The 15069-nt window shown below is 46.0% G+C and carries 12 protein-coding genes, 1 pseudogene and 1 riboswitch; of the genes and pseudogenes, 11 read left to right on the top strand and 2 right to left on the bottom strand.

The window, feature by feature from the left end; genetic code table 11:
* The first annotated feature begins 47 nt into the window (after positions 1–47).
* Positions 48–146, top strand: a riboswitch (purine riboswitch).
* Between the two features lie 70 nt (positions 147–216).
* The 7 genes and pseudogenes from MHI15_RS08795 to MHI15_RS08765 all read left to right on the top strand — a co-directional run bounded on the left by MHI15_RS08795 (position 217) and on the right by MHI15_RS08765 (position 8985).
* Positions 217–1554, top strand: a complete 1338-nt coding sequence (locus MHI15_RS08795; protein ID WP_076130441.1) for a 5'-deoxyadenosine deaminase — start codon at positions 217–219, stop codon at positions 1552–1554.
* A 140-nt stretch (positions 1555–1694) separates the two neighbouring features.
* Entirely contained in the window at positions 1695–2267 is a 573-nt protein-coding gene (locus tag MHI15_RS08790) for an RNA polymerase sigma factor (protein WP_076307424.1), read from the top strand.
* The gene (locus MHI15_RS08785; RefSeq protein ID WP_076307423.1) at positions 2267–3433 is read left to right on the top strand and encodes a hypothetical protein; all 1167 of its coding nucleotides are present in this window, start codon (positions 2267–2269) and stop codon (positions 3431–3433) included. The genes MHI15_RS08790 and MHI15_RS08785 overlap by 1 nt, the downstream gene beginning before the upstream one ends.
* 206 nt (positions 3434–3639) lie before the next feature.
* Entirely contained in the window at positions 3640–5538 is a 1899-nt protein-coding gene (locus MHI15_RS08780; protein WP_341164343.1) for an LTA synthase family protein, read from the top strand.
* Between the two features lie 8 nt (positions 5539–5546).
* Positions 5547–6962, top strand: a complete 1416-nt coding sequence (gene wsfD / locus MHI15_RS08775) for a glycan biosynthesis hexose transferase WsfD (RefSeq protein WP_076187161.1) — start codon at positions 5547–5549, stop codon at positions 6960–6962.
* A gap of 176 nt (positions 6963–7138) precedes the next feature.
* Positions 7139–8044 (top strand): annotated as a pseudogene (locus MHI15_RS08770) (IS1595 family transposase); the annotation flags it as partial.
* A gap of 26 nt (positions 8045–8070) precedes the next feature.
* Positions 8071–8985 carry a phosphotransferase gene (locus MHI15_RS08765; protein WP_076280494.1) on the top strand — a complete coding sequence of 305 codons (915 nt, stop codon included), beginning with the start codon at positions 8071–8073 and terminating at the stop codon, positions 8983–8985.
* Positions 8986–9314: 329 nt separating this feature from the next.
* Here the strand turns inward: MHI15_RS08765 and MHI15_RS08760 are convergent, their stop codons facing one another.
* The gene (locus tag MHI15_RS08760) at positions 9315–10067 is read right to left on the bottom strand and encodes an AAA family ATPase (protein WP_341164342.1); all 753 of its coding nucleotides are present in this window, start codon (positions 10065–10067) and stop codon (positions 9315–9317) included.
* A 253-nt stretch (positions 10068–10320) separates the two neighbouring features.
* On the opposite strand from MHI15_RS08760, the gene MHI15_RS08755 reads away from it, so the two are divergent.
* From MHI15_RS08755 to MHI15_RS08740, 4 genes are all read left to right on the top strand, one after another.
* Positions 10321–11421, top strand: coding sequence for a CgeB family protein (locus tag MHI15_RS08755; RefSeq protein WP_076098583.1), 1101 nt, complete (start codon positions 10321–10323; stop codon positions 11419–11421).
* A 54-nt stretch (positions 11422–11475) separates the two neighbouring features.
* Positions 11476–12591: a CgeB family protein gene (locus MHI15_RS08750; RefSeq protein WP_076134266.1), complete on the top strand. Its 1116-nt coding sequence runs from the start codon at positions 11476–11478 to the stop codon at positions 12589–12591.
* Positions 12592–12644: 53 nt separating this feature from the next.
* Positions 12645–12815, top strand: coding sequence for a hypothetical protein (locus tag MHI15_RS08745; RefSeq protein WP_179086339.1), 171 nt, complete (start codon positions 12645–12647; stop codon positions 12813–12815).
* A 171-nt stretch (positions 12816–12986) separates the two neighbouring features.
* On the top strand, positions 12987–14387 hold the full coding sequence (locus MHI15_RS08740; protein WP_341164341.1) for a glycosyltransferase family 4 protein: 1401 nt from the start codon (positions 12987–12989) through the stop codon (positions 14385–14387).
* 180 nt (positions 14388–14567) lie between these two features.
* On the opposite strand, the gene MHI15_RS08735 is transcribed toward MHI15_RS08740, so the two are convergent.
* The gene (locus tag MHI15_RS08735; RefSeq protein ID WP_341164340.1) at positions 14568–15032 is read right to left on the bottom strand and encodes a hypothetical protein; all 465 of its coding nucleotides are present in this window, start codon (positions 15030–15032) and stop codon (positions 14568–14570) included.
* Positions 15033–15069 lie beyond the last annotated feature (37 nt).

The following is a 15069-nucleotide window of genomic DNA, read 5'->3' as shown; positions in this document are numbered from 1 at the left end:
ATATTGACATATAACCTGTCTTTAGATTATTATTGGACTATTCAAATTACAAATGAATAGCCTTTTTTCGTATATCCTTAATAATTGGTTTAAGGGTCTCTACCGGAAACCGTAAATTTCTGGCTACGAAAATATGCTCAGGCATATTTTTGTGGCCTTTTTGTGCTACATGCGTGAGGTTGTACTGGAATTAACTCAATGAGGGGGAGAAGGGCTATGGGAAATATTTTGATCAAAAATGCCGAAATCATTACGATGAACAAGCAAGAGGAAATAATACACGGGGATGTCCGGATTAAGGATGATCTCATTGTTGAAATCGGCACTGGCCTGATCCCGCAGGGCGACGAACAGATCATTGATGCTACGAACCGTACATTAATTCCGGGTTTTATCCAGACTCATATTCATTTATGCCAGACGTTATTCCGTGGTAAAGGGGACGATCTGGAGCTGATGGATTGGCTGCGCAAACGAATCTGGCCATTAGAGGCCGCGCATGATGAAGAATCCCTTTATTATTCGGCTATGCTTGGCATCGGCGAACTGATCACCAGCGGCACGACGACGATTGTGGATATGGAGACTGTCCATCATACGGATTTTGCGTTTCAGGCTATAGCTAAAAGTGGAATCCGGGCCTTGTCCGGCAAGGTGATGATGGATCAAAAAGGGGGAGATGTGCCTGAGGCGCTGCAGGAGGATACCGCATCTTCTTTGCAGGAAAGTGTCGATCTACTGGAAAAATGGAATGGTTATGGAAACGGTCGGATTCAGTATGCATTTTCTCCACGTTTTGTGATTTCCTGTACAGAGCCTTTATTAACCGAGGTGCGAGATCTGTCCGCAAGATACGATGTGAAGGTGCATACTCATGCGTCTGAGAATTTAGGGGAAATTGAGATTGTGCAGGCCATGACTGGCATGCGTAACATCGTCTATCTGGATCATCTAGGATTAGCCAATGAACGGCTTATACTGGCGCATTGCGTGTGGCTGGATGCTGAGGAGCGGCGGATTTTGCGGGATCGAGGGGTGCATGTAAGTCATTGCCCGGGTTCCAATCTGAAATTGGCCTCCGGAATTGCGGACACACCAGGGATGCTTCATGAGCATGTTTCTCTTAGTCTGGGAGCGGATGGCGCTCCATGCAATAACAATCTGGATATGTTTAATGAGATGCGATTGGCGGCGATTATTCAAAAGCCTCATCACGGACCCACAACCATGGATGCCCGCAGTGTATTCCGTATGGCTACTATTGGTGGGGCGAAGGCCGTAGGGATGGAGGATAAGATCGGGAGTATCGAGGTAGGCAAAAAAGCAGATCTAGTGCTCCTGAATCTCTACAATTTTCATACCTTCCCCTCTTACGACGTAGATCCCATCTCTAGAATTGTATATTCCGCTACGCGGGCAGATGTGGAGACAACGATAATCGACGGGGAGATCGTGATGGAAAGAGGTTTGCTAAAGACTGTGGATAAAGAAATTGTACTAAATGAAGCTAACCGTTCTATTAAAAGATTACTCACGCATACCTCGATCGTTTGAGGGGAAAGGTCGATTCGGATTCGGATATCTTATCATTCGCAGGGGATCATCACTGGACCCCCTGTTTTTTTATGAGAAAATATGAACATAAGGGAACTAAAGTGCCTTTTATGAGGTCGTATTAAGTGAGGTGAAGCTAATTGGAACTGGAAGATCTTCAGCATAGCGAGACGATGAATGAACAGCAACTAAGAGAAATCATGAGCCGTTACGGAGAGGATATATGGAATTATATCTATTATCTTACCAAAAATTCTGAACAAGCCGATGATCTGGCTCAAGAAGTATTTATTAAATGTTATTACCGGATTGGAACGTACCGGGGGAATTCTTCATTTAAAGCATGGTTGCTTACGATTGCCAGGAATACTGTTTTTTCGCACCGGAAATCGCGCTTTTTTCGTTCGGGCTTATGGGGTGGTGTACAGCCATTGTCCACGGTTGATGTGAAGCAGCGGGAAAAAACTATCGAACCTCTTGGCGTAGCCCGATCTGCGGAGATGGAGTATTTGGGTAATCAGTCCATTGGTGAGATATGGGATCTAATTATGGCATTGTCTCCAAAGCTGCGCGAAATATTGGTCCTGGATTTGAAATATGAGCTCTCTATAAAAGAAATAGCTGAACTGATGAACTTGAGTCACGGAACGGTAAAATCAAGATTGCACCGAGCGCGGCAAAAAATTCAGAACAAATTAAAGGGGGTAGAATGATGGAGGATCATAAACCGGAATGGTATGCTCAGGCCCGAAAAGGACCTTTTGGAAATGAAAAGTTTACTATGAGGCATGCAGACAACGTCATTCGCCGAATTCAAGAAGATCAACAGGGAGCGAAATCTTACTCAGGAAAAAGACTGCCTGTGCAATTGTTGGCTGTGGCGAGTTTTATTGTATTCTTGGGCTTAGGTGTATTCTTTCTGAACGGAAGGTTCCTCGGTAATGATTCAAGCAACCCTGCGCAAACTGAGGTTTCGTCGCATTTCACGGAGGCTGAGCTACAGCGGAACGCAGATCAGGTGATGCAGAGTTTACTTGGAAAGACTTATCCGCTAGATCACCGGGAATGGCTTAAGGAGCAACAGCAGATATTTTACTCTTACCAGAAAGGTGAGGACTCCGCATATATCTGGATCAATTATGAGACAGGAGAACTGGTGCAAACGAAGATGAGTAGGATTCTGACAGCTGCGGAGATCGACGCTGAAATGAATACCCGTGCGGAAGAGATCAAGGGCAAACTGGGTTATGCGAATGATTCAGCTTATGAAGTGCTCAGATACGTTGAATATGATGTTACACAACATTCTGGCGTGAAAATTGAGAATAACTTTAGGGCGGAGAAATGGCGTATCGGATTTGTAAATGGTGAATTCGATTACGCATCAGCCACGCTTGAGGCCTCGACGGTTTCAGAAGAGATGCGTCAAGCTGGGGAAGAGGCATTGAAGGTGTTGAGAGGTAACGGAGGTGATGAAGAGCTTAGTTTAGTATTTCGGGCTATGGACAAGGATCAGGATACGCTTACGCTGCAATACGGATCAAAGGTTTCGGTTACGTTCGATACTGTTACTAGAAGGGTTGAGCAGATTAGTGATACAAATCCTCGTGCTAGTGATAAAACAGATCCCAAACAACTAACGGTATTAGACCGGGAGTTGTCTCTAATTGATGGGGATCGCCTACGTGAGAAGGCAGCACCTCTGCTGACTAAGATATTTAGCGTTGCTGATGTGAGCGAATATAGCTTGCTTAAAAGAGATCAGGAGCCCGGGAATCTCACCTTTCATAAGCTTGGCAGTCCTGAGATCACTGTATATTATGATAGTGATTTAACGATCTGGAAGGTAAAAGAGGATTTGCCAGCAAGCCAGTCTTAGATTGAAAGGCATAACATAATAGGCTTAAATAGGGAGGTTCCACAGCCGAAAAGGCGTGGGATTTCCCTATTTGTAGTGGGAGCGAAAGGTGCACATTTTTGATAAAAAAAGTAAGTATTGTTATACTAGAACAATCTGATATTTTACAGAAAAGATGAATAGAGTTCATAATCAGAACAAATGAAAAGGTAAGAGGGGATTAAAACGTGAAAAAGCACGGGCCGAATCGAGCTCAGTTCTATATTGTTGTCCTGCTGCTATGGTTGAAGCTGCTCCTGCTGAGAGTGCTGTTCTTTGATAGAATTGCTTGGGAGTGGATTGCAGCAGATGTTGCTCCAGTCCTCTTCATCATGGGGATACTGACAGTCATTACTCCTTCGCGGGTGAGAACAGCTGTCTATTGGACATTTAACGGGATATTATCGCTGCTGCTGTTCGCAGCCAGTGTATATTTCAATCACTTTGGTTCTGTTCCTACGTATCTGGCTTTATATGAACTGAATCAGGTGTTTCAAGTGAAGGCAAGCGTAGAATCAACGATACAGACTATTGATTATTTATTTTTCGCTGATTTTGTGATCATGGCAATCTATGTCTTGATCCGCAGATGGAAGCATGGAAAAGCCTATCCGCGTGAGCGTGAGCGATTCAGCTCCCGGAACACACGATTGGCACATATGATGGTGATTCTGGTGGCTATTCTTGGAGGTTTTGCTTTATCGGCCAATTCTGTCAATTCTGCGCGGGGAATTACAAATGAGCTTGTGCAGGCAGAAAGTGCCGGATTCCTGAATTATGAGGTCGTTGCCGCAATTAAGGTCAAGGAAGATAACAATCTCATTGGAACCGGAGATATTAAGGATACCATCGCAAAGATTGATGAACTGCAAGCTTCCTATCCTTATAGTAGTAAGGCCGCGGGCACAGCACCTGATTATTTTGGCTCGCAAAAGGGCAAAAATGTAATTGTCATCCAAATGGAAGCTTTCCAAAACTTCCCGCTGCATCAATCCCTGAAGGGTCAAGAGCTGACTCCAGTGTTGAACAAGTTGGCAGATGAGGGATTTTACTTCCCCCATGTCTACCAGCAGATTGGTCCGGGCAATACTTCTGACGCTGAATTTATGAGCAACACGTCGATTTATCCAATCGGGACCTTGGCAATGTCCACTGGATTCGGGGACAGAGAACTGCCGAGCCTACCACGTTTGCTGAGAGATAAAGGATATGAGGCGTACACCTTTCACGTGAATCAAGTGGGCTTTTGGAATCGGAATGAGCTATATCCTGCACTTGGATTTAACGGCTATTATGATAAAGATTATTTTACCAATGATCATTTTAATGCGTTTGGTGCTTCCGATGAACAGCTTTATATTACGGGTGTCGAGAAATTGGCAGAGCTGCAGAAGAAAGGAACTCCTTTCTACGCACAAATGGTGACGGCGTCCAGCCATCATCCCTTCCAAATTCCGGACTCTTTTAAGAAGATTTCAGTGCCTGATGAGTTAAAAAACACGATGCTTGGCGATTATTTGACTGCTATTAACTATACTGATTATGCCATTGGAACTTTAATAGAGGGTTTGAAGAAAAATGGAATGTGGGATAACACTGTGCTGGTGATGTATGGCGATCATTTTGGCTTGCAGCCGCAGGATGTGCTACCGGAGCAAGTAGAAAGTGCGTTGGGGATTCCATACGATTCCCGGATCAGTCGCTTTAATATTCCATTGATTGTACATGTACCAGGAATGGAGCAAGGGAAGGTAGTAGAGAGAACAGGTGGACAGTTGGATATTCTTCCTACGATAGCTAACCTATTGGGGGTTTCTTTAAAAGAAGAAGGTTATACAGCATTTGGTCATGATCTCTTGAACATTGATCGTAATGTGTTAGGAATGCGGTATTATTTGCCTTCTGGTTCTTTCTTTAATGATGATATTCTCTATGTGCCTGGTAAAGATTTTGCTGATGGTAAAGCTGTGTCGCTGGATACGCTTAAGCCAGTATCGGATTTCACAAAATATCAGACTGATTATGAGTATATTTTGAAGCTAATGAATTTGTCCGACGAATATGTGAAGCTGTTACCACAGAGATAGGGGGAATCATGAAAAAGTTCTGGAAACCGGAGTATCTCGTAGGCCTTGCCGGCTGCGGTATCATTATTTATTTGCTATTCGTAGGGCCTTTTATTGGTGTTGCCGATAACGGAGATTTTTTGCGTATGATGAATACCATCGGTCTGAACTACTATGACACTGGAGCATCGTATGCCGACCAGTTTTTCAATTTTAGTCATTCCAGTTTTGCTTATGAAAATTTATTTAGAGGTTTTTATCCTTCCTCACAGATTTTAATAGTACTTGTGCCGAGATTGATCGGCGGGCTCATCCATGGCAGCTTTTTTGATGTTCGTTTGCTGGGTGCAGTTTATGGGCTTCTTTTACTGGCGGCAACTTGGCTGCTGGTGAAGTATAATGCTCGTGGCTCTTATGTTACAGGGCTGCTGTTGGGAGCAGCTATCTTATTTGTGTTTTACGATATCGGGTATGTGGCCTATTTCAACTCCTTGTTTGGAGAACCAGTGTCGATGGTGTTTATGCTGCTGACATTTGCATTAGGATTAAGATTAACCAGCCAAGAGAAGCCAACCACTAAAGGATTAACTTTGTTTTTTATCGCAATTCTGTTTCTGGTCACCTCCAAAATCCAGAATGCACCGATTGGGATTGCCTTTGCTCTGATTTTCTTGCGGTTTATGATGCTTGACGGAGAGGGCAAATGGAGGAAGCTGGCTTTACGTTTTTCGATTGCCATCTTTCTTGTATCCATCGTTTTGTATGTGGCAGCGCCAAAAGATCTGAAGCATATTAATCTGTATCAAACGGTGTTTTTTGGGATCTTAAACGAATCGCCGGATGTGAAGGGAGACTTGCAGGATCTCGGATTGCCGGAGCGGCTGGAGGTACTGGCGGGTACAAATTATTTTCAGACCGATACAGTGATTAAGCAGGATGATCCTTCGCTGGTTCCGGACTTCTATGACCGTGTATCTCATAAAGATGTATTGTTCTTCTATCTGAAGCATCCGGACCGGTTGATAGATAATATGAAATATGCTGCGAGTAACAGCATGGCGATTCGCCCGTATTATCTAGGAAACTACGAGAAAAGCGAGAATAAACCAGCAGGTGCATTATCCTATACTTACAGTGCATGGAGCCAATTCAAAAACAAACATATTCCGCACACGCTCGGATTTCTCTCCATATTCTATCTGGTGTATTTTGCGGGAGCTTTGTTCCAGTATTTCCGCAGCAGAGATATTCGTGGCAAAGTTGCCGGCGAGCTGCTGATGCTGCTAGGGCTAATAGGGATTTTCTCCTTCTTGGTTCCGATTCTTGGGGACGGAAGGGCTGACATCGGTAAGCATTTATTCTTGTTTAATGTGTGCTTCGATATGATGGTTGTAGTCATGTTTGGATGGATTATACACAAGCTGACGGGGATTGCGAGACGCTAATTTCAAGCAAGCACCTATCAAACACAAAATAACACAAAGCAAACAGCAAGTTTTCGATTTGGAGACCTGCTGTTTTTTTATAAATATGACTATGTTAAACTTTGTTGTTGATGTTTGATAATTACGAACAAGTGTTCTATAATAAGGCGATATAACTGTTCGGAGATGATTTGCCCATGGATTTAAAGGAACTGAAAAAGCTTGCTGATACGTTGGACGATAATGGTAAGCGAGAACTTATCTACTTTTTGCAGTCCCGAACCAAGGGAGTGGCACTTCCAGTTCGAGCGATTGATGAAATTCAAGAGCAGAAGCATAAAGATGGACTTGTTTGCCCGCATTGCAAAAACCATTCTGTTGTTCGATTTGGAAAGTAGGCTGTAAGAACACGCACTGGAGAGGTTAAACGTCAACGTTACCGTTGTAAGTCCTGTCGCCAAACATTCAATGACCTTACGAACACCCCTCTGCAACGAATGAGGCGACCTCATATGTGGGTTCGTTTTATCGAATGCATGATTGAGGGCTTTTCTCTGAGAAAATGTGCAGAGCAGTTAAACGATGAAGTCACGCATGTCACCTTGTTTTACTGGCGGCATAAGATTCTTTCCGCTCTGAAGCAGATTCCAACCGAAGCATTTCAAGATATTGTTGAAATGGACGAGACCTACTTTCTTTACTCGGAAAGGGGCAAGCGGAATATTACCGAACGCAAGCCACGTAAACGTGGCGGCAAAGCGAAATATCGTGGTATAAGCCACGATCAAGTGTGCGTGCTGGTTGCCCGTGACCGTCAGAAAATGACTTACTCTGGCGGACTTGGGCGTGGACGTATTCGGATTACAAAATTAGACGAAGCGATTGGTGGTCATCTATCTGACTCAAACGTGTTATGCACTGATTCATGGAGGGCATTTAGCTCCTATGCGAATTCAAAAGGCATGACTCATTACCGATTCAAGTCCGACGGAAAACAACGTGTGAAAGGCGTGTACCATATCCAAAACGTAAACAGCTACCACAGCCGCTTGAAGAAATGGATGGATCGCTTCACTTTTAGGGAATGTAAACATCTAAATAACGTAAGGAACGAGGAGGCAGACAATTCATGGGAGGAACGAATGTATGGGATGCGGAGTGGGAGGTTAACGAAGAGCAGGCGCGGACGCTGATCGGCAGACAATTCCCTCAGCTGTCATCGAAGCAAGTGAAGCGATTGGGCTGGGGCTGGGACAATACGGTTTTTCTCATCGGTGACGAGTACGTGTTCCGGTTTCCAAGAAGAACGATTGCAGTTGGCTCGATTCGTATGGAAGGGAAGCTGCTGCCAAAGCTGGAGACATATATAACCATCCCCTATCCGAAACCGTTGTTTTATGGCGAAGCAAGTGACGAATACCCGGCACCATTTCTTGGCTATGACTACGTGCTAGGAGATTTCCCAATCGGTTTGACGGAAGAACGCCGGGCTTTATCGGCAGAGACGCTGGCGAAATTTTTGCGGAGATTGCATGAGTTTCCGGTGCAGGCGGCGCTGGAGTGCGGAGTTCAGCAAGATCATCGAAACTTGACGGACATAGCATCGCGCAAAGTGAAATTGGAGGGCTTTCTATCGAAGGTGGTTGAACACTTGTCGCCGGAGGAGTCCGGTGTGATCGAAGCGTATATTAGCAGGCTGCAAAAGGACCGTGTCGAGGCGGTGAATGCACTGCTACATGGCGATCTTCATTTCAAAAATATGCTTGTGAATGAGAACGGGATCGTTTCCGGCATCATTGATTGGGGCGATCTGAGCGTAGGCCATCCGGCTTGCGATTTGAGCGTTGCTTATAGCTTTTTACCACCTTACGCTCGCGGCGTGTTTTTCGAAACGTACGGAGGAGCGGACGAGGAAACGAAGCTGCTGGCGCGGCTAATCGCGGTATACATCCCCATACTGATCTTAATGCAAGCGGTCGATGACGGGAATGAAGCAATTGCGGCAGAGGCGAAATCCAACATCATGCGGGCACTGTCGGATTAGGCTTATTATTTCGTTGCGGCTATGGGGCTATGGCTATCGGCACCATTTTGTCGTTTAAAGGCCGCGATAAGGTACGATCCGCCTTCTCTGATGCCGCTTTATGTTGAGGAACACGAAATTCAACAGAGTAAGTCGTTGCGCTAACGGGACACGATAAGCAATAAACCGCCTTTTCAACGACGAAGGCGGTTTTCTTATGGTCAAATATCAACATTAGAATTTAACATAGCCTATAATATAAGAATTTATATGTTCCATGTTGTAAATTATCCTTATATTTCTCGCTTAAACGCTTACCGTCCTTAAAGGGACGTCGAAGTCGTGTATGCTTATTCATCTTCAAATAACTCACGCAACATCCCTTGACGATCGTTCATAAACGGTTTGGTCACGGTATAATGTTCGGTTTCCTCCAAGGCGACGGACCGTATTCCCTCCCCCTCCAAGAGAAAAATTTCAGCACCGGGATAGGACATCAGAATGGGGGAATGAGTTGCGATAATGAACTGTGAATCCTGTCCGACCAGCTCATGCATACGCACCAGCAGAGACATTTGACGTAAGGGGGAAAGCGCTGCTTCAGGCTCGTCGAGGATATAAAGGCCGCGGCCGCCGAAACGGTGAACGAATGTAGCTAAAAAAGACTCTCCGTGGGACTGCTCATGCAGAGATTTGCCTCCGTAGGAGTCTTTGATCGGTGGGCCACCGGGTTGTTCATCCAACTCATCAATATAAGAAGCCACATTATAGTAACTCTCCGCACGCAGAAAAAAGCCGTCCTTCGGCCGTCTAACCCCTCTAGCAATTCTAAAATACTCATAAAGATTCGAATGCGAGGAACGAGTGTTAAAAGAAAAGTTTAGCGTTCCACCCTCAGGGTTAAAGCCCCAAGCAGCAGCAATTCCCTCTAACAAGGTTGATTTGCCCGTGCCGTTCTCTCCAACAAGAAAGGTCACTGGTTTTTGAAAAGTCAGGCGATCCAGCGTTCGAACAGCAGGCAGATGAAATGGATAGGTTTGAAAGGATGGCACCAGATCACGCAGCAGCTCCGCGTGTCGCAAATACAACGTGGTGTTATTCATAGTTCCCCCCTTGTGAATTTCAAAAAGTAATCATCTTCGGACAGATTGGACAGAGATGACAAGTTTAGTGCCTCTAGCTAGACCTTTATAGTATAACAGCATCCAGCGAGTGGATGAAATCTGACGGGGTTCGGGCAAGCCGGGCAAAAGACAGGGTACATCTGCCAATTTAGTTTTAGTAATGACAGATGTCCATGAGGCGAGTGCTGACTCCGCATATAGTTATACTGTCTTGAGAATACAACGGGGCAGGGTGAAGGCCGTGAAAGCGAAAAGGAGAAAACACAAGCGTCCGCGAGATTATCGCGACGGTTATCACGAAGGATATCGTCTTGGCATGTGTGAGGCTGTGCAGCGTCGGAGTACTGTAGAGGTCGAAGCCTGTCGGCCATTTAAGCTAATGTATGTTCCTCAAGGGTTCCATGCAATCGATACTGGGGTAATTGAGGCGCTTCAGCAGCTTGTAAGTGAGCTTGTGATAAGCACTCCAGAAACTATGCTGGAGACCGCGGCTCGGGAGATGCCCGGGGCAGTGCTGGTTATGAATGGACTGCATGTTTTTCCGGAAAATCATTTAGAACAGATTACAGAAATCAGAAAGCTGGGCATTCGGACTGCGATCTGGTTTGTGGATGATCCTTATTTTACAGAGGATACTTCAGTGATTTGCCGGCATTATGATCACGTCTTTACGCATGAGCTCGGTTGTGTGGAGTTTTATCAATCCTTTGGAGTTCCATCCGTTCATTATTTACCGCTTTGCGTCAATCCAAAGATGTTCTATCCGCGCCGTACGGCACCGCAGTATAAGTACGACATTGTGTTTATAGGCAATGCATTTCATAATCGGACAGCGCTGTTTGATGAACTTGCCCCCTATTTAAAGGATAAGAAGGTGCTGATCGCTGGCGGCTTCTGGGAACGGCTTGCGACTTATGACCAGCTTGCTCCTTTTATTAGCAATGGCTTTATCCCACCTGAGGAAACTGCGAACTATTACAGTGGTGCAAAGCTAGTCATTAATATTCACCGTCCGTGGGAGGAGGGGCAGGATAACCGGAATAGCTTCCGTTTACCATCACGCTCTATCAACCCACGTACTTATGAGATCAGTGCCTGCGGTACTATGCAGCTTACGGATGTTCGTGAGGATCTGGGCAATTATTATCGGCCAGGTTATGACTTGGATACTTTTGGCTCTGCTAAGGAATTGCAGGAGAAGATTGAGTACTATCTGAAGCATGAAAAAGAGCGCCGAATTTACGCTTTACGGGGACTACAGACAACCATGCGGAACCATACATTCACTGCGCGTTTGCCTCATTTGCTGAATGTGATTGCTTCAAGTGTATGAAATCTATAACGGGATAAAGGAGCGAGGATGATGATAAACAACAATGAATTTATTATGCCTGCACCACCGCTACCACTGACACCTCCAGAGGAAGAAAAGCTTCGTGGTCGTCTGAGTGGTTTTAAGGGCGGATATGATGAGGGATATTTACGGGGACGGCTTGCGATTTTAGATGGTCGGCCAGAAGAAGTATTTCCTGTACGGAATATTCATGTAATGTATGTGGCTTCTGGTAAAGGATATCCCTACTCTCCATTAGACGATGCAGTCCTCTACGCGCTGCAAAAATTAACCACACAAGTCACGATAACAGATGTGCGTCAAAACTTAGTGGAGTTAGCCGCCGCTCAAAGACCGGATCTGGTACTTGTGCTGGATGGTATGGATTTACCACTTGAGCAGATCTCCGTTCTTCGGGCTAGCGGGATTAAGACAGCTATTTGGCTTACAGATGATCCTTATTACACTGATTTTACAGTTAAAATTGTGGCGCATTACGATTTTGTGTTCACGCTTGAGCGTAATTGTATTGATTTTTATAAGGGACTTGGCTGCCCTGAAGTTCATTATCTTCCTTTTGCCGCTCACCGCGAGCATTACCGTCCAACTACAACACGTTCACCATTGAATCGCGAAGTTAGTTTTATTGGCTCTGCCTATTGGAACCGGGTTAATTTCTTCCGTGAGATTCTTCCGGATTTGATGAACTATAACACGGTGATTAACGGCATCTGGTGGGACCGTCTGCCTGAGGCGGCACTCTATGGAGATCGAATTGAGATTGGCAAGTGGATGTCACCACAGGAAACAGCGGTAGCTTACAGCGGATCCAAAATCGTCATTAACCTCCACCGCTCGCACATTGATGAAGTAGTGAACAACAATACGCTTTCGATTCCGGCGGTATCTCCTAATCCGCGTACTTTTGAAATCGCGGCTACGGGTACGCTGCAATTAGTGGATGCCAGAGATGATATGGGATCTTTCTACAAACCTGGTGAAGAAATTGAGACTTTTGCAAGCCCTCAAGAAATGATGGATAAAATCCGTTATTACCTGACTCATGAGGAAGAACGCCGTGCGATTGCCCTGCGCGCTTTTGAACGGACGCTTAAGGATCACACCTACACCAAACGTATCCACCAGCTGTTAACAGTAATTTATGGCTAGGTCATATGCCCGGAAATGGAACGGAAATGTGCGCTTACCAGGGGACAGGTGTCGTGCCGGCATCTGTTTTTCCCCGATATACTGTAGAACCGAACCTCAGCTTATGCCTGTGGCCTGATGAAAAGAAGCAACGTCTGGAGCGGGCTTGTATAGCGGAGCGGAAGCTACTGGCTAGATTCGAGAGCAGAGTGGAAGTGAAGGGGCGAAGCTCGGGAGCGAATTGAAATTGACTGACGAGATTCTAGAGCGAAGCGGAAGCGATGTTGCGAGTCACAGGAGCGACCATTTTCAAAGAGAGTTTTACTGCGAAGGATAGAACTTAGCGCAAAGTTTGTAAATTTTTTAAGGAGGTGAATGGCTGCTCCAGGCCCCTCGTTAGGGAGCGCCGAAACGCCATGGCTGACAAAGCTACAATCGTCCTCTTTTCACATGTATCCAATACACGCAGTATTACGGGAGCGGAGAAGCTATTGTTGTTTTTCGCTCAGGAGCTTTCTCCGTACTTTAATTGTATTCTCGTTGCGCCTCAGGACGGCAAGCTGACTTCTCAGGCTCGAAGCTGTGGAATAAGTGTACAGTTGCTTTCGATTCCTCTTTTATATGGAATGTACACTCCTTATGCAGGGTTGGAGGCAGATGCTCAGAAATTCCAGGAAAGCAGGGAGTATCACGAATTAACAGACTGGCTGAATTCCCTGCGCCCGGCGTTTGTTATTACAAGTACCTGTGTGCATGCTCTGCCAGCAATGGCTGCAAAGTCACTGGGCATTCCGGTGATATGGAAAATATCAGAGACGATAACAGACAATGAATATACACCTATTAGTGTAGGGCTGATTCATCGGAATAGTGATGAGATACTAGCTATTTCACAAACAGCTGCAGCTTGCTTTCCAGAGGACGTGAGAGCGGAAAAAGTGATCCAGCTGCCTCCCTCTTGGAATGATAAAGAGATGATGATTGAGGCTTGGAGCAAGCTTCGGAGCGAACGGCGGCGGGAATTGCGGGTTAAACCGCATGAACAGCTGATCGGTTATATTTCTTCTTTTATCAACAAAGAAAAAGGTCTAGAACATTTTGTGAAAATGGCTGTGCTTGTGCACGCGGTTCATCCAAGCTCGAAATTTGTTGTCATTGGGTCAGCTGGCGATAAAAGCTATTATGAGCGTTGTGTCCGCAAGGTAAAGCTTGAGGGACTGTACACCCGGTTTAAATTTGTTGGTTATGCTGAATGTCTTCCATCTGCCTATTGCGCCATGGATGTGCTAGTGGTTCCTAGTCTGATCCGCGAAGGCTTCGGTATGACTGCTTTGGAAGGAATGGCTTTTGGAAAGCCCGTGATCGCTTACGACTCTGGGGGCTTGCGGGAAATTCTGCACGCAGCGGGCTGCGGCGAAAATCTCGTGCCAGCATCGGACATTTCCGCGCTGGCAGAAAGAGTCAACGTCATGCTGGCGCAGCCGGGATTGGCGTTAACTCTAGGCAGTCAAGCGCGGGAGCGCGTCGACGCCGTATATGGTCCGGCGGCTTATCGGAGCCGCCTGCAGGGTCTTGCGGAGATGTGGAACCTCCGCTATTGCAGCGCACCTGCGGTGCGCGAGGCTGACAGCGTGGTGGTGGTGGAACCACCTGCTGTCCAGCCTGATTTACCCGCAGCGTCGCCGGCTTTGCCTCGATTGCAGCGAAGCAGCAAGCTGAGCACAAAGAGAGGCATATTTGCCCTCGAATGCGTCGAATTCGGCAAGCTGAGCGCAAAGAGAGGCATATATGCCCTAGATTTCGTCGAATTCAGCTAGCTGAGCGCAAAGAGAGGCATATATGCCCTAGATTTCGTCGAATTCAGCTAGCTGAGCGCAAAGAGAGGCATATATGCCCTAGATTTCGTCGAATTCAGCTAGCCGAGTGCAAAGAGGGGCAAATCTACCCTAGAATGCGTCGAATTCGGTAATCTGAACGCAAAGAGAGGCATAAATGCCCTAGAATGCGTCGAATTCGGCAAGCTGAGCGCAAAGAGAGGCAGTTATGCCCTTGAATGCAGCGAATTTAGCTAGATGAGCCCAATGAGCGGTATAATTCCCGCTTATTGATCTCAATCCAGCAACCAGAGCCAAATGAACGGTACATTTCCCGCTAAATGAGCTCATTCCAGCAACTTGAGCCAAATGAACGGTATAAATCCCGCAAAAAGAGCTCATTCCAGCAACCGGAGCCCAATGAGCGGTATAAATCCCGCTAAATGAGCTCATTCCAGCAACCGGAGCCCAATGAGCGGTATAAATCCCGCTTATTGATCTCATTCCAGCAACCTGAGCCAAATGAACGGTACATTTCCCGCTAAATGAGCTCATTCCAGCAACCTGAGCCCAATGAACGGTATAAATCCCGCTAAATGAGCTCAATCCAGCAACTTGAGCCAAATGAACGGTACATTTCCCGCTCAATGAGCTCAATCCAGCAACCAGAGCACAGTCCGCTGAC

It is taken from the genome of Paenibacillus sp. FSL H7-0918, assembly GCF_038007025.1.
GTDB classification, from domain to species: domain Bacteria; phylum Bacillota; class Bacilli; order Paenibacillales; family Paenibacillaceae; genus Paenibacillus_AQ; species Paenibacillus_AQ odorifer.
This window is presented reverse-complemented; position numbering and strand designations above follow the sequence as displayed.